The sequence below is a fragment of the Ruegeria sp. AI3 genome (assembly GCF_056541245.1).
The window spans coordinates 117,406-136,567 of sequence record NZ_JBQFYA010000010.1 but is presented as its reverse complement, the minus strand read 5'-3'; the positions used below and the strand labels follow the sequence as shown (position 1 = coordinate 136,567).

Here is a 19,162-nt window from a genome sequence, read left to right as displayed (position 1 = left end):
GGCCATTCACTTTCTCCAGAATAGCGTCTGCGTCAATGCAGTGATGGCGATAGAGGTCGCCGATTGTTCCCGTCTGACCAAAATGCTCGACACACATTGGGACAACGCTGAAATGGCGGCCACAGGTATCAGCCTCACAGCAATTCCGGCTCCAGGTCGAGCCGTCGCTTGGATGGCAGACCTTGAAAGTGAAGGCGGATGATCTCGGGACTGGTTTTAAAGTATTTGAAGGTCTGGTCATGTGCAAAAGCTACGCGACCGCCCTGTCCTGCTCAAACAAAGTTCTTCTGACAAGACACCCCAAAATCTGCGGATTTAGGTGCTGACAACTAATTAAAGCCTTAGAGATTGAAAGCTTGCACTGGACATTGCCTTTGTGAACAGGAAAGCATTTCAATAATGACTGTTTGAGAAAGCGGTCCTTGATGTAGCAACTTCAAATAAGGCCGGGCAAACGCAACCGGCGATAGTTAAAAATAACATGGGGGGAACTTATGAAGTATAAATCGATTGCCATTGCCGCATCCATCGGGTTGCTGGCCACAGGTGCATTCGCTGAGACGAAGGTCGGTATGATAACTACTCTGTCCGGTGGTGGAGCCGGCTTGGGAATCGATGTGCGCGACGGTTTCATGCTGGGTATCAAGCAATCTGGGCGAGATGATATCGAGGTCGTCGTCGAAGATGATCAACGAAAACCCGACGTTGCCGTACAGCTTGCTGACAAGATGATCCAATCCGAGAAGGTGGATATCCTGACGGGCATTATCTGGTCGAACCTCGCAATGGCGGTTGTTCCGGCGGCAACGGCCCAAGGTAAGTTCTATTTGTCGCCGAACGCGGGGCCGTCGGCGCTGGCCGGTCAGGGCTGTCACGAAAATTACTTCAACGTTGCTTGGCAGAACGACAACCTGCACGAAGCAGCTGGCGCCTATGCCAACACAGCAGGGCATAGCAATAGCTTCATTCTCGCGCCGAACTATCCGGCGGGCAAGGACGCTTTGACTGGGTACAAGCGGTTCTTCCAAGGCGATCTTGCCGGTGAGATTTATACCGAGCTTGGCCAAACGGATTATGCTGCCGAGATTGCTCAAATCCGTGCGTCCGGCGCAGACAGTGTCTTTTTCTTCCTTCCCGGCGGAATGGGGATTTCGTTTCTCAAGCAATACGCAGATAGCGGGGTTGATCTGCCCGTCGTGGGTCCGGCGTTTTCGTTCGATCAGGGCATCCTTCAAGCCGTCGGGCCCGCAGCACTTGGGATTGTGAATACCAGCCAATGGAACAAGGATATCGACAATCCAACAAATGCCGCATTCGTAGAAAGCTTTGTGGCCGAGTACGGGCGGCTTCCGTCTCTTTATGCAAGCCAGGGCTTCGACACGGCACAGTTGATCATTTCGGCGCTCGGATCGGCTGACGTCTCGGATCAAGACGCGTTCAGAGATGCATTGCGTGCGGCCGACTTCGACAGCACGCGTGGCGACTTTGCGTTTGGTCCAAACCACCATCCAATTCAGACTATCTATGCGCGCGAAGTGATTCAGGAAGGGGATGTATTCACCAACCGGATCATTGGTGTGGCGTTGGAAAACCACTCGGACGCCTACGCGGCAGATTGTAAAATGTAATCGGAGGGCCGCCCCCGACTCCGGAGCGGCGGCCCGTTTTTGCTCGAACCGTGACTTTAATCCTTATCGCCGAGCAGATTCTGAACGGAATACAGTTCGGCTTCATGCTCTTTCTCATGGCAGCAGGCCTGACGCTTATCTTCGGCGTGATGGGCCTAATTAATCTTGCGCACGGATCACTCTACATGGTCGGCGCTTTTGCAGCTGCGGCGGCCGCTGCGGCGACGGGGTCCTTCTTGGCGGCTGTTGCGGCCGCCATTGTTGCGGCGGCTATGGCCGGTGTCATCGTTGAATTGGCAGTCATTCGTCGGCTCTATGCCCGCGATCACCTCGAGCAAGTTCTTGCGACTTTTGCGCTGATACTGATTTTCTCTGAGGGTACGCGATGGATCTTCGGTTCATTCCCGCTGTTTCTCGAAATCCCGAGCTATTTGTCCGGTCCCGTTTCATTGCCAGGCGGCATTCAGTATCCGCTATATCGCCTTGTACTCATCCTTGTAGGGCTTTTGGTGGCGGTTGGGCTGTGGTTGCTCATCTCACGGACCCGCGTGGGCATTCAGATTCGTGCCGGAGAAAATGACCGGGAAATGATTGCAGCACTCGGCGTTGATATCGGCAGCTTGTACACGTTTGTCTTCGCGCTCGGAGCGGCGCTCGCCGGATTAGCGGGAGCACTTGTGGGTGCCATCCAATCTGTCCAGATCGGAATGGGTGAGCCGATCCTAATCCTCGCTTTCGTCGTCATAGTGATCGGGGGCATCGGGTCCATTCGGGGGGCGCTTATCGGCAGTTTGCTGGTTGGATTGACCGATACCCTGGGCGGCATCTTTCTGCCGGAACTGTTTAAACTGTTCGTGGCACCAGATGTTGCGACGTCGACAGGGTCGGCATTGGCTTCGATGTCAATTTACGTTCTTATGGCTGGCGTGCTGATCTGGAGACCCACCGGGCTGTTCGGGGCGCGCGCATGATCCCGGAAAAAGCACTAAACGCCATTCTCATGAGCCTGCTTCTTTGTGTGCCGCTTTGGGCTTGGGTCTCGGACGAACCCTTCACAATTACGTTGGCGACCCGCGCGGTCATCTTCGCTCTGGCCGCGGTTGGCCTCAATATCGCGCTAGGGCTAGGAGGGCTCGTGAGCCTCGGGCACGCGGTCTTCTTTGGGATTGGCGGCTATGCGATGGGTATTCTGGCGTTTCACGCTCAGACGTATTCGCTATTGATGGAATGGCCGTTCACGATTTCTGGAACCAAGCTCATGCCTGTGATCTGGTTGGTGGCAATACTGTTTTCAGGTGTTGCCGCCTTTATAATCGGGCTTCTGTCGCTTCGAACTTCCGGCGTGTATTTCATCATGATCACGCTGGCTTTCGGGCAGATGTTTTTTTTCTTTGCAATCAGCTGGCCCGCTTACGGCGGAGAAGACGGCCTTTCCATCTACATTCGAAATTCGTTCCCGGGAATGAACACGCTTGATCCCATACAGTTCTTCGGGATCTGTTTTGCAATTCTGAGCCTAGTCCTTTGGCTAAATGTGCGGCTCGTAAAATCACCCTTTGGGCTTGCTTTAAACGCAGCGCGGCAGAGTCCCGAGCGGGTGGAGGCGGTCGGGCTTGATCCGTTTCGGCTGAGACTGATTGCGTTGGTGATTTCCGGCATGATCTGTGGGCTGGCGGGGGCGCTTTTTGCTGACCTTAATCGCTTCGTCAGTCCGACGATGTTTAGCTGGCAGATGTCAGGTGAACTGATCGTTTTCATAATCCTCGGCGGGCTGGGCCGGACGTTCGGGCCAGTCGCAGGCGCGACTCTGTTCGTCGTACTCGAGCACGCGCTTGGAGGCATTAGCGAATATTTCCTATTCTTTCTTGGATTACTTTTGTTGGCGGTCGTCCTTTTCGCCCGCGGCGGCCTTTACGGCGTCCTCACGGGAAGGTCTGACCGATGATGCGGCCCGTTTTGCAAGTTGAAGGTCTTACTCGACACTTTGGCGCCCTGATTGCAAATGACGACGTGACATTGGACCTGAGGCCCCGCGAAGTTCACGCCGTGATCGGCCCGAACGGGGCAGGTAAATCAACACTTATCGCTCAGATCTGCGGCGGCCTGAAGTCTGACGCAGGCTCGGTTCGCCTTCTGGGCCAGGATATCACCCACGAGACCACGAAAAACCGTGCAAGGCTCGGGCTCGGACGCACCTTCCAGATTTCCGCTCTAGCGTTAGAGGACACCGTCTTGCAAAATGCGATGCTGGGCGCACTTGGGGTCAAAGGCCGACCCTGGCAATTCTTCCTACCCGTTCTTGGCGACAAAAACCTGCGCGATCATGCAGAGAATGCACTGCGTCGCGTGGGCTTGATGGACTTTGCAGACAAGAGAACAGGCGAACTCAGCCATGGTCAGCGCCGCCAACTGGAAGTCGCAGTTGCGCTGACCCTAGAACCAAAGGTGTTCATACTGGACGAGCCAATGGCCGGTTTAAGCGCGGAAGGCACGCAGCTGCTCACGAACCTGCTGAGCGACTTGCGAAATCAGGCCCCGATCCTGCTTGTGGAACACGACATGGATGTCGTCTTCAAATTGGCTGACCGAATAACGGTTCTCGATTACGGGCGTGTGATTGCCTCCGGATCAGTCGAAGATATTCGCAAAAATCCAATAGTTCAGCGCGCCTATCTTGGAGAGAACCTATGAGCCTTCTTTCCATCTCCGGCCTTGTCGCAAGCTATGGCAAAAGCCAAGCCCTCTTTGGCGTTGATCTGACGATCGAAGCGGGCCAAGTCGTCGCCCTTATGGGGCGCAATGGTATGGGCAAGACGACCACCGTTCGCGCTATTTGCAGAATGATCGGAAGCAAAGGCTCGATGGTGTTTGCCGGCACCGACATTCTTAGACTGTCGAGCCACCAAGTGGCAAGGTTGGGCATCGGCCTTGTGCCAGAAGGCCGCCGCGCATTTCGCGATCTAACGGTGCGTGAGAACCTCGTAGCTGTGTCCCGACCTGGCCATTGGGATATAGACAAGGTCGTTGCGCTTTTCCCGCGTCTCAGCGAACGCGCCGATCAGCTTGCGGGCTCATTGTCAGGCGGGGAGCAGCAAATGCTGGTCATTGGGCGGGCGTTGGTTACCAATCCACGCTTGCTCATACTGGATGAGGCCACGGAAGGGCTCGCACCAAATATTAGGCGAGAAATCTGGGTGACAGTGGAGCATCTGAAACGTGAATCTGGTCTTTCAATTCTGGTAATCGACAAATCGCTTAGCGAGTTGCGAGCGGTCTGTGATCGCGCGACAATCCTTGAGCGAGGCAGATCGGTCTGGTCAGGCGCAATTGGCGATCTGGATAGTGAAATCAGCCAGCGGCATCTCGGCGTTTAGTTGGTACAAATGCCCAAGCTTTGACAGCTACCAAGCGTCCACGAAATCGTTTTTGATGGTTCGCCGCAAAATTAGAATAGCTGTCAAATAGCGAACCGCATTGCTTCCGCCTGGATGGAATGGCTGCTGTTTCTGCAGGCTGTGAGTTAGGAGAGACACAAATTCTAGCAACGCAGCGAATGGCCGCTAAGCTGGCTGCGACGCAGTATTCGGTTGCAGTGCTCAAAGTCGGCTCTGGGCCGTTAGTTCAAAATTACGATTTGAACCAGCAACGCTCCGGGCGAGTGGAGGTAATTTTTGTTGGCGAAAAGGTAAGTTAATTGGTCAAAAGGCAAAATATCTCTGTATTTGACAACCTGTTTTATTGGTCGGTGTGAGAGGATTCGAACCTCCGACCCCTGCCTCCCGAAGACCGGTGCAGAGGGCCAAGTTATTGCATTTTAGTCAAAGGAGCCCTGTTTTCCAGGCGTTGTCGCCAATCAAACCAGCCAAGTTCAGGTTCGGCAGGTTCATTGAACCTCAGAGCACTGTCTACATGGTCCGCTAGTTATCGTGGTCTATGTTCAGTGCTAGTTTGTTCTCTACATTATTGCCCAGATCAAGCCCACTTATGCACGGTGAAGAGTTCTGCCGTGGGTCAGTCCATTCACTTTCTCTAGGATAGCGTCTGCGTCAATGCAGTGGTGGCGATACAGATCGCCGATTGTTCCGGTCTGACCAAAGTGCTCGACACCCATTGGAATAGTCTGATGTCCAAGCACTGCCCCCAGCCAGGATAGAGTCGCAGGATGACCATCTATAACGGTGACAAGCTTGCAGTGTGGCGGAAGGTCGGACATCAGGGCTTCGATGTGGGAGCGTGCCGCTTGGTTACCGCGAGAACGCGCTCGTTGAGCAGCGGTCCATCCGGCATTTAGGCGATCTGCAGATGTCACGGCCAATACACCTATGTCGCGACGGCCTTCACCAATCATACCGGCGGCCTTGATTGCCTCCGGCGCGACTGCTCCTTGATAGGCGACTACAACTTCGCAATTGGGCCCGGGTTTTCGTAACCAATAGGCCCCATCTATGGCACCTTGGCGAAACTCGTCGTCGACACGTTTGCCGGGCTGTTCAATCGGGTTGGTGGTCAGGCGCAGGTAGACAGACCCTCCAGTTTCATCGCGCAGCCATGTGCGCTCGTCGGGCTGTCCTTCGCCATCACGCTGCAGGTAGTCGAAGGCCCATTCCATAATCACCGCCAGCTCGTCGGCAAAGGCGGGTTCAAAAGCGGCCAAGCCGTCTTGGCTCATCCCGATGAGCGGTGTTCCAACGGATTGGTGTGCTCCACCTTCTGGCGCGAGCGTGACACCCGATGGTGTGCCAACCAGCATGAAGCGCGCGTCCTGATAGCAAGCGTAATTCAGCGCATCGAGGCCGCGGCTGACAAATGGATCATAGACGGTGCCAATTGGGATCAGCCTCTTGCCGAACAGGGAATGCGACAGACCCGCCGCTCCCAGAAGCAACATGAGGTTCATTTCGGCGATACCAAGCTCGATATGCTGCCCCTCCGGCGTGAATTCCCATTTCGCCGTCGAAGGGATCCGGTGTTCTATGAAGGCGTCGGCTTGCTCGGATCGGGCGAACAGTTTGCGCCGGTTCACCCAAGGACCAAGGCTTGTCGTGCCTGTCACATCCGGAGAGGTTGTCACTATACGTGCAGCCAATGGGCTGTCGCCTTTTGATAGATCGTCTAGGATCTTGCCAAACGCCATTTGGGTCGAGATTTCGCGACTGGTGTCGATTTCGATTGGCGGCACGTCCAATTTGTCATCAAAATAGCGGCGCGGACCTTTGGCAAAGAACGGGGTGCTGGCCAGGAAATCTTTGAATGCGTCTGGATCTTGCACCGTCGCGAGCGGCTCCCATTCTTCGCCCTTCGGCACACCCATATGCGACTGCCATGCGACGAACTGGCTGTTGTTCATCAGCCCGCCGTGATTGTCCTTGTGGCCTGCAATAGGGGTGCCCCATCCTTTGACGGTGTAGGCCAGGAAGCATGTCGGGCGATCATGATCGATGGCGGCAAATGTCTGGGCCATGGTCTCGACGCAGTTGCCGCCGAGGTTCTCCATAAGGGCTGCAAGCTCTGCATCCGTCCGCCTTTCAATCAAGGCAGTCACATCCCCCTGATCCCCCAGATCGTCCATGAGACGCTGTCGCCAATTCGCACCACCCATGAAAGTCAAAGCGGAGTAGTCTTGGTTGGGGCAAGCATCAATCCAGTCGCGTAGGCGGTTGCCGCCGGGCTCTTCAAAGGCCGCGCGTTGAAGAACTCCGTATTTTATGCGCACGACATCCCAACTGAATGCATCGAAGGTTTTCTCGATCCGTTCGAACAGTCCTTCTCGGACGATACCGTCCAGAGACTGTCGGTTGTAGTCGATGATCCACCACGTGTTTCGTAGGTCGTTTTTCCAGCCTTCCTGCAACGCCTCATAGACGTTGCCTTCGTCCAGTTCGGCATCGCCAACAAGTGCCACCATACGCCCTATCGGGGCGTATGAACCCCAGCTTTTGGCCTTGATGTAGTCCTGAATGATCGAGGCAAACGAGGTGATCGCGACACCTAAACCCACAGACCCGGTCGAGAAATCAACATCGTCAATGTCCTTGGTCCGGCTTGGATAACTTTGCACACCTCCAAATCCGCGGAAATTCACCATCTTCTCGCGGGTCTGATTGCCCATGAGATACTGCATTGCATGAAACACCGGCGACGCATGGGGTTTGACTGCAACCCGGTCCTCAGGCCGCAAGGCCGAGAAATAAAGCGCGGTCATGATCGACACCATCGAAGCGGACGAAGCCTGATGGCCACCGATCTTGATCCCATCCACCTTTGGTCGGACATGGTTGGCATGGTGGATCATCCAATGAGACAACCACAGCAGGCGCTGTTCAACGATCTTCAGTTGGGTGGGATCAATGTGCATGGTGGTCTCCGGGTTCAGGCGGCGCTGCGGGCAGGGTAGGGCAAAGCTTGCTCCAGGTCTGCAAGGATATCTTCAACATCCTCCAGCCCGACGGACAGGCGGATTAGGCCATCACTGATCCCATGCTCGGCCCGTTCTTCGGGCGTATATGTCGAATGGGTCATCGATGCTGGGTGCTGGATCAGTGTTTCCGCATCGCCCAACGACACCGCACGCTGGATCATATTCAAGCGGTTCATGAATTCAATTCCTCCGGAAAGACCGGATTTGATCTCGAACGCTATCATAGCGCCCGGTTGGGACATCTGTCGCTGCGCCACATCGTGCTGTGCGAAGCTCTCAAGACCGGGGAAATAAACCTCACCAACGGCAGGGTGCGCTTCGAGGAATTTCGCGACGACCTTGGCAGAAACACAATGACGATCCAGACGCAGGTTTAGTGTTTTCAGACCACGCAGGATTAGCATTGCGTTGAAAGGCGCCATTACCGCGCCGGTCATGTCCTTCATCCCAACAAGGCGGATTTCAGCAATCTGTTCAGCGGTTCCTGCAACCAAGCCAGCGACCACGTCTCCATGCCCGCCGAGATATTTGGTGGCGGAGTGTAGAACGATATCTGCGCCGTGCTCGATCGGGCGGGTCAGATACGGGCTGGCATAAGTGTTATCGACGACGACCGTTGCTCCGACCGAATGCGCAATTGCGGCGCTTGCGGCGATGTCCACCAAGCGCATGTTCGGATTGGCCGGGGTTTCGAAATAAACCACGCGAGTCTCTTCAGAAACGGCCGCTTTCAGGTTCTCAGGGTCCGTCATGTCGACATGTGTTATCGTGACCCCCCATTTCGCCAAACCATGACGCATAAAGGCGAAGGTGCAGCCATAGAGCGTTTTGTCTACGATGACTTCGTCACCTGGCGACAGCAGGGTCCAAAGCACTGCCGTGATCGCCCCCATGCCGCTTGAGAGAGCTAGCCCGGCCTCGGCCCCTTCAAGCACGGCAATGCGTTGCTCAAGAAGGTCGCATGTAGGGTTTGAAATACGGCTGTAGATATGACCTTCACGCTCGCCGGCGAACATCTCTCCACCAGCCTCTGCGGTTTCAAAGGTAAACGTGGACGTCAAATGCAGCGGTGGTGTCAGCGCACCGTCATTTTCCAGAGGGTTATAAGCGTGGTGAATGGCACGGGTGGCAAATCCGGTTGGACGAGTCATTAGAAGCTCCTGAATCATGCTGAAGCTAGTTTGCGCCTTTACTTTGGGCTAATGGTTGCGAAATATACCAACATATGTAGCAACATTGGCATATTCTGCTAAGCAAGAGGGTGAAATGGACGCAAAGGACAGGCAGATCATTCGAGCGCTGCAGCGGGACGGGCGCATGACGAACCAGGATCTTGCCGACGAGGTGAACTTGTCTCCCTCACCGTGTTTGCGCCGGGTCAAAAACTTAGAAGCAAACGGAGTAATAAAGGGATACAGCGCTGACGTTGACGCTGCCGCGTATGGGATGGCCATTACCGTCTTCGTGCGTATCAGGTTGGAGCGGCACAACGAAACGGACGTTCAGAATTTCGAAAAGCGCGTTCGGATGATCGATGAAGTTCTTGAATGCCACGTGCTGACCGGGGCAATGGACTACCAATTGCGGGTTTTGGTATCGGATCTCGAGGCCTACGAGGAGTTTATTCGTCACCGAATTCATCCTATCGGTGGGATCGCCTCGATCGATACCAGCTTTGTCTATGGAACGGTAAAGAAGACCGCTGTTTTTCCGCCCGGATAGATGGGCCGCGTTAGAATGGATTGTCTCCGAATGCCTACTTAAACTTTTGTATGCTCCGTTACTCTAAGTGCTCTTTGGATAGCCGGTAGTTAGCGGTGAAGCGTATTGAAAGCTGTAATTTGATTGTATGTTCTGTTGTTCCTTTGGAAGTTCGTATGGCGACTTCAAGAGAGAAGCTTCATTGAACCCTTGAGGCACTTTTCTGCATCTTCTGCAATCGCCCGGCAATCAACGCCAGCAATTCAGGCGTGCCGCCCCTTCGCACCAGTGACGTAGTCGTATAACTTGCAGTTCGTTACGCCCAACTGGGCGGCTCAAAAACTGCTCGGGGGGCCCCGGAGTTGGACAAACTATCAGTCATGCAAGCTTTTCGCCGTATCGTTGAACGCGGCAGCTTTGCTCGTGCGGCGGAAGACCTTGGTGTTTCTCCTGCGCTTCTCAGCAGAGAAATCAAGCTTCTGGAGGAAAGTCTGGGAACCGTCCTTCTGACCAGAACGACCCGATCCATGTCACTGACTGACACCGGCAGCCTTTATTACCAGGATGCAATTGGAATCCTCGATGCGGTTGAAAAAACGGAACAAACCATCAGGGATGGTTCAAAAGCAGTGCGAGGGCACCTTCGGGTGAATGCATCAAGCTCTTTCGGTCAAACCGTTATTGCACCGATGCTGCCCGAGTTTTTGGAAGCCTACCCCGATTTGCGATTTACGCTTTCGATGGACGACAAGGTGATCGATATGGTCGAGGGCGGGTTCGATCTATCGATACGCATCCGCGCTGCCATGCCGGATTCGGCCCTTGTTGCGCGACGGATCGGCGTGATGCGACAACGGATTTTTGCGTCTCCTGACTATTTGGAGCGATGCGGGACGCCGACCCAGCCGGCGGATCTGAATAATCACGCGATGATCGGCTTTTTGCTTGCTGATCATTTGACGAGCTGGAAGCTCTCGGCCGCCAATGGTGTCACAACATTGGAGCTTGATCCACGTGTGAGGGTTGGCAACAGCCTCGTTTTGCGGGATCTGCTGATAGCGGGGCAAGGTATCGGAACTCTGCCCGAGTTCGTCTCTGATGCTCCTGAAGCTAGCGGGGCCTTGGTGAGAGTTCTTCCTGACCATGAACTGCCTGCGCCGGAAGTGTTCGCCGTTACAGCATCTCGCTTGGGAATGGACGCAAAGGTCAAAGCCTTTCTTGATCATCTGCGCCTGGCTCTCAGGTCGTGACATTGTTCAATACAGGTAAATAGTGATGTCAAAGAGCGCGCCTTAATTGGCGACGTAACAAATTCCATTCTCTCAGGGAAAGTCACAGCCCTGAGAGGTCTCTTATGTCACGTATTCTCGTTCTCTACTACTCAAGCTATGGCCACGTCCGCGCATTGGCCGGTGCCGAGGCTGAAGGCGCCAGAAGTGTTCCCGGCATCGAAGTTGACGTTCGGCGTGTGCCCGAAACTGTCCCTGAAGAAGTCCGCCAAAAGGCCGGCTATGTCGTCGATGATACACCTATTTCCTCGCCGACAGACCTGGAAAGCTATGATGCAATAATTCTGGGAACGCCGACCCGATTTGGCATGATGGCTGGCCAAATGAAGTCCTTCCTTGACCAGGCTGGCGGGCTTTGGGCCAGGAACGCACTGGTTGGTAAAGTCGGGGCGGTCTTTGCTTCAACAGGTTCGCAACACGGTGGGCATGAGGCCACCCTTCTGACAACGCAAGTCCCGCTTCAACACTTTGGGATGCTGATTGCCGGAATGCCCTACACATTTGCTGGCCAGACTACATCAGAAGAAATCATTGGCGGCGCACCATATGGTGCCGGAACGATCGCCGGTGCTGATGGTTCCCGCACGCCGACTGAAACTGACTTGGCCGGAGCGCGGTTCCAGGGCGCTCATGTTGCAAGGATTACAGCGTGCCTCGCTGGATCAAACCTGCAAGCGGAAGCAGCGTAACCTGCGCTGCTCTGACGTTTCACTCAAATTCTCAAACGCCTTAGCCGGGAGACATACCATGTCGCGCTTAACCGATATTCTTCTCACCTCACTCGCCCCAGCGGTATGGGGAAGCACTTATCTGGTAACTACCGAAGCGCTCCCGGCTGGCTATCCGATTACCCTGGCTGCGTTACGAGCTCTGCCGGCTGGCTTGTTGTTGCTTGCAGTGACGCGCTGCGTTCCACCACGCGAATGGCTCGGCCGAACTTTCGTCTTAGGCAGCCTCAATTTCGCTCTGTTCTGGGTGCTCCTCTTCGTTGCTGCGTATAGGTTACCTGGCGGTGTGGCCGCCACCCTAGGATCGTTGCAAGCGATGATCGTGATTTTGATGGCGTGGGGATGGCTGGGAACCCCAATCCGACTTGGTGCACTTGGCGCCGCCGCGACTGGCGCAATGGGTGTGTCTCTGCTGCTGATCGGACCAGCAGCACATCTTGATTGGATTGGTATAGCGGCGGGTTTGGGAGGAGCCGCGTCAATGGCTGCTGGCACAGTTCTCAGTCGTAAATGGCAACCTCCGGTCTCGGCGCTGAGTTTCACAGCGTGGCAATTGACAGCCGGTGGTTTGATACTGCTGCCAGTCGCACTGTTCCTTGAGCCGCCTCTACCTGCGCTCAGCGCGACAAATGTCGCCGGCCTTATTTGGCTCGGGTTGATCGGTGCTGCAGCAACCTATGCTCTTTGGTTTCGCGGCATAGCCCGCCTGGAGCCCAGTGCAGTCTCGATGCTTGGCATTATGAGTCCTGTTACAGCTGTCGTGCTCGGCTGGGTATACTTGGGACAAACGCTTAGCCTCACTCAGTCGATAGGAGCAGCCATAGTTATTGGTTCTGTTGTGGTTGGCCAAAGCGTGAGTCGAAGGGATAATTCGGGTTTGAAAAAATGGAGACGAGCATGCGCGGCATGACACTGGAGGACGCCACGGCCTATTTTGCAACCTCGCGCGAAACCCTGGAAAACGCCTATAGGTCCTACAGTCCAGATGCGCTTACGAACGCAGCGGGAATTATAAATTAGAGGATATTGAGTGCCAATTCAGTAGTTGGTGGATGTCGGTAGTGAACGAACTGAGCACATCTATCGAACGAAACGTTGCGGATATCGTTGTGGCCATTCCTCTGAAAACAACAAAGGCGCCCTTGGGCGCCTTGTTTCATTGGTCGGAGTGAGAGGATTCGAACCTCCGACCCCTGCCTCCCGAAGACAGTGCTCTACCAGGCTGAGCTACACTCCGACCGTGGCGGCGGGTCTATACGCGTGGGTTTGGATGCGCAAGAGGGATTCTTGCGCGCGAAATTGGAAAAGTCTTAGCGCGCTCAGCGGGCTTGCGCTGAATGCACTATTGTAGAATCTCGGTTCTATACAGGCGAATTTTCGTGCCTCCGTGATCGACGAACGGACCAGTGGGCAGAAAAGGCAGGCGTGTCGCGCGGGCGAGGGCAGGGGCGCTGGTGATGACGCCAACGCGCCAACCCTGAAAGCGGTTCATCAGCGTTTTGCCAAGGCTGCCATAGAGCGAACGTAGTCGTTTTTCATCGCCAATCCGTGCGCCGTATGGGGGGTTCACGATGATCAGACCAGCGGGTCCGAGGGGTGGTTTGATATCGCTGACCGCACGATGCTGAAAACGGGTATGCTCCGCCACACCAGCCTGTTCGGCGTTGGCAGAGCCGGCCTCGACAGCGCCTGTATTTCGGTCGGAGCCGTAGAACTGAAGGGGGCTTTCGGATGGGCGGCACGCGCTCCGCATTGCTTGCCATGCCGCCTTGTCGAACCCGGACAGCTGCTCGAAAGCGAAAGATCGTGAACGTCCCGGCGCCAGCCCAAGGGCGATCTCGGCGGCTTCAATCACAAAGGTGCCCGAGCCGCACATAGGGTCAAGAACCGGCTCCGTTCCCTCGAACCCGCATTCGCGCAGGAACATAGCGGCCATGGACTCGCGCATGGGGGCTTTGGCGACAACGGTTTTGTGACCGCGCTTGTGCAGCGGCTCGCCTGAACTGTCGATCGAAAGCGTGCAGAGATCCTTTTCGATGCGCAGTAGAACACGCAGATCGGCCTCGGGAGAAATCGCTGCGCCCAGGGTGTCAGAGATTGCGCCCTCAATACGCTGGCGCGCCGCCCCGGCATGGTAAATGCGAGACTTGCGGCTTGTAGCTTCGACCTTGACGGGCACGTCGGGGCGAAGAAAGTTCGACCAGGGAAACTTACGCGCGCGTTTATCCAGCTGGGCCAGATGGACGGCAGGAAAGCTGCCGATGCGCACCAGAACCTTGTTGGCACCGCGCAGGACAAGATTGGCCCGCCAGACCTCAGACCAGTTGCCAGTACAGCTGACGCCGCCGGGCACGACGCGTGCGCCTGCGAATCCGTGCTGCGTGGCCTCGGCGCAGAGCGGGGTTTCGAGGCCCGGTGTTGCCACCAGGAAGATATCAAGGTCGTGGGTCATGCTCATTTTTGTTGCTTACACCGGATGCGGCAGAGGTGCGACCGGCAAAATATCGGTGTGTTAGCGCCAATATGAACATTCGATTAAGACAAAGTGACAAACAATAGATAATTTCGAGCCTAACGGGTTTGCGTTTCTGGTCGTCGGCGCGTAAAGGACCGACATCAGACACACGCCTGCGGATTCCGACCAGCAAATAGCTCTTTGCGACTCGGTCGGTTCATCATCCGCGCTATCAGATGCCTCTTCCAATTGGGCTATGATAGCTGGCGCAGGAGAGAGGCTTGGAAGACAGTAGCGAGATGCAAACTTTCAAACTGAAAAAAGGGCTGGAATTGCCGATTGAGGGTGCCCCGGATCAAACGATCCAGCCAGGGCCGGAATTCAGCCAGGTTGCCGCATTGGGCGGCGACTATTTGGGGTTGAAACCCCGTATGCTGGTTCAGGAAGGCGATGAGGTGCAGCGTGGCACTCCGCTGTTCTGCCACAAAGACGTCCCCGAGGCGATGATGGTTGCCCCGATGACCGGCAAGGTCATTCAGATCAACCGGGGTGCGCGCCGCGTTTTGCAAAGCGTTGTGATCGAAATCTCCGACCCGAATGACGCGGGCGTCGATTTCTCGGGCGTGGGCAATGGCGATACGGCCGAGGGCGTGGCAGAAAAACTCTGCGCGGCGGGTCTTTGGACGGCGTTCCGCACAAGGCCCTATTCGAAGATGCCGGCCCCTGGCACCAAACCGGCGGCGATCTTTGTAACAGCGATGGACAGCGAGCCGCTGGCCGCTGATGCCGCGGTGATCATCGGTGATGCGGGGGAAGCCTTTGCCGCCGGTCTGGCGGCGGTTGCCAAGCTGTCGGATGGTAAGACCTACCTGTGCCACAAGGATGGCGACGCAATTCCCGGTGCAGACGTTGCCGGAGTGGAAGCGGCGGCCTTTGCAGGACCGCACCCCGCCGGTCTGGCAGGTACTCACATCCACTTCCTGGAGCCGCTTGCAGGCGACAAGCAGGTTTGGACCATCGGATATCAGGACATCATCGCGATTGGTCGCCTGATGCAGTCCGGCCATCTGGATCCGAATATCGTGATCGCTCTGTCCGGACCGGGCGCACGTCAGCCGCGTTTGATCCGCACCGCAATGGGTGCATCGACAGATGAGTTGACGAAGGATGAGATCAACTTGGACGGAACACCCCGGATTATTTCGGGCTCGGTTCTGTCGGGTACTCAGGCCGAGGGACCGACGGCCTATCTGGGCCGCTTCGCGCGTCAGATCACCATCATCCGGGAAGACCACGATCAGATTCCGATGGGCTGGATTCGTCCAATGCCGTCGAAATACTCGGTCCAACCGGTTCTGGGTTCGGCATTGTCCAACAAACTGTATAATCTGACCAGCAACCTGAATGGTGGCCGCCGCGCGATGGTGCCAACAGGTGTGTTCGAACGGCTGATGCCGCAGGACTACCTGCCCACGCAGTTGCTGCGGGCCTTGCTGGTGATGGACACCGATACCGCTCAGGCACTGGGTGCACTGGAGCTGGACGAAGAGGATCTGGGCCTTGTCGGCTTTGCCTGTCCGGCGAAATATGAATATGGGCTGGCGCTTCGCGACTGCCTTGCCAAGATTGAAAAGGAGGGCTGATCCAAATGGGTTTGCGCAGCTTCTTTGATCGGATCGAGCCAAACTTTACCAAGGGCGGCAAGTACGAGAAGTACTTCCCCATCTACGAGATGGTGGAAAGCTTCATCTACACTCCGAAAACTGTAACCACCGCCGCGCCGCATGCTCGGTCGTATATCGACATGAAGCGGATCATGACCTACGTCGTGATCGCGACGATCCCCTGTATCCTGTGGGGGATGTACAATACCGGCTATCAGGCGAACTCGGCCATCGCGCTGCTGGGGCCTGAATCGGCCACCGGATGGCGGATTGCTCTGCTGCAGATGTTTGGTATCTCGCTGGATCCATCCAGCGTCTTTGCCAATGTGATGCACGGGCTCACTTATTTCCTGCCGATCTACATCGTGACGCTCGTAGCGGGTGGTATCTTTGAGGTCATCTTTGCCACCGTGCGGGGCCATGAGGTGAACGAGGGTTTCCTTGTTACCTCAATGCTTTATACGCTGATCATGCCCGCAACCGCGCCTCTTTGGCAGGTGGCCTTGGGCATCATCTTCGGCGTCGTGATCGGGAAAGAAGTCTTTGGCGGCACCGGCAAGAACTTCCTGAACCCGGCTCTGGTCGGTCGTGCGTTCCTGTACTTTGCATACCCGGCGAGCATGTCCGGTGACACAGTCTGGACGCCGGTTGACGGCTTCTCGGGCGCAACCGCGCTGTCCGTCTCCGCGTCGCAGGGCTTTCAGGCTCTGGCCGCTGATGGCATCACCTGGTGGAACGCGTTCTTCGGCTCGATCCAAGGCAGTTTCGGTGAGACTTCGACCCTTGCTTGTATGATCGGTCTGGCCTTTCTGCTGGCCACTCGGATCGCCAACTACCGCCTGATTGTAGGCTGTCTAGCAGGCACGATCGGCTTTACCCTGCTGCTGAACCTAATTGGTTCGGACACGAACCCGATGTTCGCGATGCCTTGGTACTGGCATGTGGTCATTGGTGGGTATGCCTTCGGTCTGGCCTTCATGGTGACCGAGCCTGTTTCGGCCAGCCACACCAACATGGGTCGCTACATCTATGGCGCGCTGATCGGTATCATGGTTGTGATGATCCGTGTGATCAACCCGGCTTTCCCCGAAGGCATGATGCTGGCCATTCTGTTCGGCAACGTCTTTGCTCCGCTGATCGACTACTTCGTCGTCCAAGCCAACATCAAACGGAGGGCGCGTCGCCATGTCTGATACGCAATCCCCAGATCAAAACGAGGCACCTAAAGGCGCAATTGCCAAGTTTCTGGCAGCCTCGCCGGAGTCTGTCGGCAAGACGATCATCATCGCGGTTGCTGTCTGTCTGGTCGCCTCGATGGTCGTGTCCGCGGCCGCTGTTAGCTTGCGCCCGGTGCAGGAGGCGAACCGCCTGAAGGACAAGCAGGTCAACGTTTTGCAGGTTGCGGGCGTCTATGAGCCTGGCATCGACGTGACCGAAGCCTTCGCCGCGTTTGAGCCTCATGTGCTGGAACTGGCGACTGGTGAGTTTGTCGACGATCAGTTTGATCCGGCCACATTCGACGATATCGCAGCCGCTAGCGACCCTGAGCTGAGCGTCGCGCTGGATGATGACCCGGCGGGCATTGGCCGCAAGTCGAACTATCGCGTGATCTACCTGCTGCGCGATGATGCAGGGGCCTTGGATAAGGTTATCCTACCGCTGCACGGCTATGGGCTGTGGTCCACGCTTTATGGATTTATCGCGCTGGAAAACAACGGCAACGATATCTACGGCCTGCAGTTCTATCAGCACGGCGAAACACCGGGTCTGGGGGCCGAGGTGGATAACCCACGCTGGAAGGCCCTGTGGAGTGGCAAGAAGCTGCGTGACGAAAATGGCGATCTCCAGATCACCGTATCGAAATCCCAGCCTGCTGCCGGACCCGATTTCTATATCGATGCGCTGGCTGGGGCCACGCTGACCTCGGTCGGTGTCGACAACCTGGTGAAATTCTGGATGGGGGATGCGGGCTACGCTCCGTTTCTGGCCAAACTGCAAGCAGGAGAGCTCTGATGTCCCAGACCAAGAAAGAGATGCTGGTCGACCCGCTTGTCGACAACAACCCGATCACCTTGCAAGTGCTGGGCATCTGTTCGGCGCTGGCGGTGACATCATCGCTGCAGGTGTCGATGGTGATGGCGTTGGCGGTGATCTTCGTAACCTCGTTCTCGTCCTTCTTCATCTCATGCCTGCGCAACCAAATTCCCGGCTCGATCCGGATCATCGTGCAGATGGTGATCATCGCCTCGCTAGTGATCCTGGTGGACCAGATCCTAAAGGCCTTTGCGTTTGAAATTTCCAAAACGCTGTCCGTCTTCGTTGGCCTGATCATCACCAACTGTATCGTGATGGGCCGCGCCGAGGCGTTTGCGATGAAGAACCCTCCGGTTGCGTCCTTTATCGACGGCATGGGCAACGGCATGGGCTACGGCCTGATCCTGCTGCTGGTTGGCTTCATTCGTGAGCTGTTCGGTGCCGGGTCGCTGTTCGGTGTCACCATTCTGGAGACCGTCAACAACGGCGGCTGGTACGTGCCCAACGGCATGCTGCTTCTGCCCCCGTCGGCGTTCTTCATCATCGGTCTGATCATCTGGGCCTTCCGCACATGGAAGCCGAACCAGGTGGAAGAGCGTGAATACAAAATTCAGCAGGTAGAGGCCCACTGATGGAAGGTCTGATCTCACTGGCCGTAAAGGCCATCTTTGTCGAAAACCTTGCGCTCAGCTTCTTCCTGGGGATGTGCACCTTCATCGCCGTGTCGAAGAAGATCTCGACCGCGTTGGGTCTGGGTATTTCGGTCATGGTCGTGCAGGCCATTACCGTTCCTGCCAACAACCTGCTGCTGAACTACTTGCTCAAGCCGGGTGCGCTGTCCTGGGCCGGGTTCCCGAATGTGGACCTGACCTTCCTTGGCCTAATCTCGTATATCGGCGTGATTGCGGCGATGGTTCAGATCCTCGAGATGGTTTTGGATAAGTATTTCCCGCCGCTCTACAACGCGCTGGGGATCTTCCTGCCGCTGATCACGGTGAACTGCGCCATCCTGGGTGGTTCGCTGTTCATGGTGGAGCGGGATTACAACTTTGCAGAGGCGACCACTTATGGCCTGTCTTCGGGCTTTGGTTGGGCACTGGCAATCACCGCAATGGCGGGCGTTCGTGAAAAGCTGAAATACTCAGACATTCCCGACGGCCTGCAAGGTCTGGGGATCACCTTCATCACCGCGGGTCTGATGGCAATGGCCTTCATGTCCTTCTCGGGCGTGAAACTGTAAGGAGG

Annotated in this window: 17 protein-coding genes and 1 tRNA gene; 14 read left to right on the top strand and 4 right to left on the bottom strand. The window is 56.0% G+C overall.

Translation table 11 applies throughout. From position 1 onward, the window contains the following. Positions 1–494 precede the first annotated feature (494 nt). The 5 genes from ACRZ95_RS15755 to ACRZ95_RS15735 are packed head-to-tail and all read left to right on the top strand — an operon-like array spanning position 495 to position 5,002. On the top strand, positions 495–1,628 hold the full coding sequence (locus tag ACRZ95_RS15755; protein WP_170679816.1) for an ABC transporter substrate-binding protein: 1,134 nt from the start codon (positions 495–497) through the stop codon (positions 1,626–1,628). 50 nt (positions 1,629–1,678) lie between these two features. Continuing rightward, complete coding sequence (locus ACRZ95_RS15750; RefSeq protein ID WP_170679818.1) at positions 1,679–2,599, top strand: branched-chain amino acid ABC transporter permease; 921 nt, start codon at positions 1,679–1,681, stop codon at positions 2,597–2,599. Beyond that, positions 2,596–3,573 (top strand): branched-chain amino acid ABC transporter permease, encoded by a 978-nt coding sequence (locus ACRZ95_RS15745; RefSeq protein WP_170679820.1) that lies wholly within the window; start codon positions 2,596–2,598, stop codon positions 3,571–3,573. The genes ACRZ95_RS15750 and ACRZ95_RS15745 overlap by 4 nt, the downstream gene beginning before the upstream one ends. After that, positions 3,570–4,319, top strand: a complete 750-nt coding sequence (locus ACRZ95_RS15740) for an ABC transporter ATP-binding protein (RefSeq protein WP_170679822.1) — start codon at positions 3,570–3,572, stop codon at positions 4,317–4,319. The genes ACRZ95_RS15745 and ACRZ95_RS15740 overlap by 4 nt, the downstream gene beginning before the upstream one ends. Further along, positions 4,316–5,002 carry a branched-chain amino acid ABC transporter ATP-binding protein gene (locus tag ACRZ95_RS15735; protein ID WP_170679824.1) on the top strand — a complete coding sequence of 229 codons (687 nt, stop codon included), beginning with the start codon at positions 4,316–4,318 and terminating at the stop codon, positions 5,000–5,002. Before ACRZ95_RS15740 ends, ACRZ95_RS15735 begins: the two co-directional genes overlap by 4 nt. Before the next feature lie 608 nt (positions 5,003–5,610). Here ACRZ95_RS15735 and ACRZ95_RS15730 read toward each other — a convergent pair. Then, entirely contained in the window at positions 5,611–7,983 is a 2,373-nt protein-coding gene (locus ACRZ95_RS15730; RefSeq protein ID WP_170679825.1) for a transketolase, read from the bottom strand. Between the two features lie 14 nt (positions 7,984–7,997). Beyond that, a complete protein-coding gene (locus tag ACRZ95_RS15725; protein WP_170679827.1) occupies positions 7,998–9,197 on the bottom strand; it encodes a methionine gamma-lyase in 1,200 nt (399 codons plus the stop codon). Between the two features lie 115 nt (positions 9,198–9,312). On the opposite strand from ACRZ95_RS15725, the gene ACRZ95_RS15720 reads away from it, so the two are divergent. The 4 genes from ACRZ95_RS15720 to ACRZ95_RS15705 all read left to right on the top strand — a co-directional run bounded on the left by ACRZ95_RS15720 (position 9,313) and on the right by ACRZ95_RS15705 (position 12,674). Further along, entirely contained in the window at positions 9,313–9,768 is a 456-nt protein-coding gene (locus ACRZ95_RS15720) for an Lrp/AsnC family transcriptional regulator (RefSeq protein WP_170554944.1), read from the top strand. Positions 9,769–10,109: 341 nt separating this feature from the next. Continuing rightward, positions 10,110–10,997, top strand: a complete 888-nt coding sequence (locus tag ACRZ95_RS15715; protein WP_170554946.1) for a LysR family transcriptional regulator — start codon at positions 10,110–10,112, stop codon at positions 10,995–10,997. Positions 10,998–11,101: 104 nt separating this feature from the next. After that, entirely contained in the window at positions 11,102–11,725 is a 624-nt protein-coding gene (wrbA, locus tag ACRZ95_RS15710; protein ID WP_170377257.1) for an NAD(P)H:quinone oxidoreductase, read from the top strand. Positions 11,726–11,783: 58 nt separating this feature from the next. After that, positions 11,784–12,674: a DMT family transporter gene (locus tag ACRZ95_RS15705; protein WP_170679828.1), complete on the top strand. Its 891-nt coding sequence runs from the start codon at positions 11,784–11,786 to the stop codon at positions 12,672–12,674. Positions 12,675–12,924: 250 nt separating this feature from the next. On the opposite strand, the gene ACRZ95_RS15700 is transcribed toward ACRZ95_RS15705, so the two are convergent. Next, positions 12,925–13,001, bottom strand: a tRNA-Pro gene (locus ACRZ95_RS15700). Between the two features lie 105 nt (positions 13,002–13,106). Then, the gene (locus ACRZ95_RS15695; protein WP_170679830.1) at positions 13,107–14,222 is read right to left on the bottom strand and encodes a THUMP domain-containing protein; all 1,116 of its coding nucleotides are present in this window, start codon (positions 14,220–14,222) and stop codon (positions 13,107–13,109) included. Positions 14,223–14,518: 296 nt separating this feature from the next. On the opposite strand from ACRZ95_RS15695, the gene ACRZ95_RS15690 reads away from it, so the two are divergent. The 5 genes from ACRZ95_RS15690 to nqrE are packed head-to-tail and all read left to right on the top strand — an operon-like array spanning position 14,519 to position 19,157. Then, positions 14,519–15,862 (top strand): Na(+)-translocating NADH-quinone reductase subunit A, encoded by a 1,344-nt coding sequence (locus ACRZ95_RS15690; RefSeq protein WP_170679997.1) that lies wholly within the window; start codon positions 14,519–14,521, stop codon positions 15,860–15,862. Positions 15,863–15,867: 5 nt separating this feature from the next. Then, positions 15,868–17,076: an NADH:ubiquinone reductase (Na(+)-transporting) subunit B gene (locus ACRZ95_RS15685; RefSeq protein ID WP_170472437.1), complete on the top strand. Its 1,209-nt coding sequence runs from the start codon at positions 15,868–15,870 to the stop codon at positions 17,074–17,076. Beyond that, positions 17,069–17,896 (top strand): Na(+)-translocating NADH-quinone reductase subunit C, encoded by an 828-nt coding sequence (locus ACRZ95_RS15680; protein WP_170679832.1) that lies wholly within the window; start codon positions 17,069–17,071, stop codon positions 17,894–17,896. Before ACRZ95_RS15685 ends, ACRZ95_RS15680 begins: the two co-directional genes overlap by 8 nt. Beyond that, the gene (locus ACRZ95_RS15675; RefSeq protein ID WP_170679833.1) at positions 17,896–18,549 is read left to right on the top strand and encodes an NADH:ubiquinone reductase (Na(+)-transporting) subunit D; all 654 of its coding nucleotides are present in this window, start codon (positions 17,896–17,898) and stop codon (positions 18,547–18,549) included. The genes ACRZ95_RS15680 and ACRZ95_RS15675 overlap by 1 nt, the downstream gene beginning before the upstream one ends. Then, entirely contained in the window at positions 18,549–19,157 is a 609-nt protein-coding gene (nqrE, locus tag ACRZ95_RS15670; protein WP_170377273.1) for an NADH:ubiquinone reductase (Na(+)-transporting) subunit E, read from the top strand. Before ACRZ95_RS15675 ends, nqrE begins: the two co-directional genes overlap by 1 nt. Positions 19,158–19,162 lie beyond the last annotated feature (5 nt).

What these genes read in the sequence shown, in the direction of transcription:
- ACRZ95_RS15735 (WP_170679824.1), top strand. Translation starts at nt 4,316, where the DNA reads ATGAGCCTTCTTTCCATCTCCGGCCTTGTCGCAAGCTATGGCAAAAGC.
- ACRZ95_RS15675 (WP_170679833.1), top strand. Translation starts at nt 17,896, where the DNA reads ATGTCCCAGACCAAGAAAGAGATGCTGGTCGACCCGCTTGTCGACAAC.
- ACRZ95_RS15745 (WP_170679820.1), top strand. Translation starts at nt 2,596, where the DNA reads ATGATCCCGGAAAAAGCACTAAACGCCATTCTCATGAGCCTGCTTCTT.
- ACRZ95_RS15690 (WP_170679997.1), top strand. Translation starts at nt 14,519, where the DNA reads ATGCAAACTTTCAAACTGAAAAAAGGGCTGGAATTGCCGATTGAGGGT.
- wrbA (WP_170377257.1), top strand. Translation starts at nt 11,102, where the DNA reads ATGTCACGTATTCTCGTTCTCTACTACTCAAGCTATGGCCACGTCCGC.
- ACRZ95_RS15730 (WP_170679825.1), bottom strand. Translation starts at nt 7,983, where the DNA reads ATGCACATTGATCCCACCCAACTGAAGATCGTTGAACAGCGCCTGCTG.
- ACRZ95_RS15685 (WP_170472437.1), top strand. Translation starts at nt 15,868, where the DNA reads ATGGGTTTGCGCAGCTTCTTTGATCGGATCGAGCCAAACTTTACCAAG.
- ACRZ95_RS15740 (WP_170679822.1), top strand. Translation starts at nt 3,570, where the DNA reads ATGATGCGGCCCGTTTTGCAAGTTGAAGGTCTTACTCGACACTTTGGC.
- ACRZ95_RS15680 (WP_170679832.1), top strand. Translation starts at nt 17,069, where the DNA reads ATGTCTGATACGCAATCCCCAGATCAAAACGAGGCACCTAAAGGCGCA.
- nqrE (WP_170377273.1), top strand. Translation starts at nt 18,549, where the DNA reads ATGGAAGGTCTGATCTCACTGGCCGTAAAGGCCATCTTTGTCGAAAAC.
- ACRZ95_RS15720 (WP_170554944.1), top strand. Translation starts at nt 9,313, where the DNA reads ATGGACGCAAAGGACAGGCAGATCATTCGAGCGCTGCAGCGGGACGGG.
- ACRZ95_RS15725 (WP_170679827.1), bottom strand. Translation starts at nt 9,197, where the DNA reads ATGACTCGTCCAACCGGATTTGCCACCCGTGCCATTCACCACGCTTAT.
- ACRZ95_RS15695 (WP_170679830.1), bottom strand. Translation starts at nt 14,222, where the DNA reads ATGAGCATGACCCACGACCTTGATATCTTCCTGGTGGCAACACCGGGC.
- ACRZ95_RS15755 (WP_170679816.1), top strand. Translation starts at nt 495, where the DNA reads ATGAAGTATAAATCGATTGCCATTGCCGCATCCATCGGGTTGCTGGCC.
- ACRZ95_RS15705 (WP_170679828.1), top strand. Translation starts at nt 11,784, where the DNA reads ATGTCGCGCTTAACCGATATTCTTCTCACCTCACTCGCCCCAGCGGTA.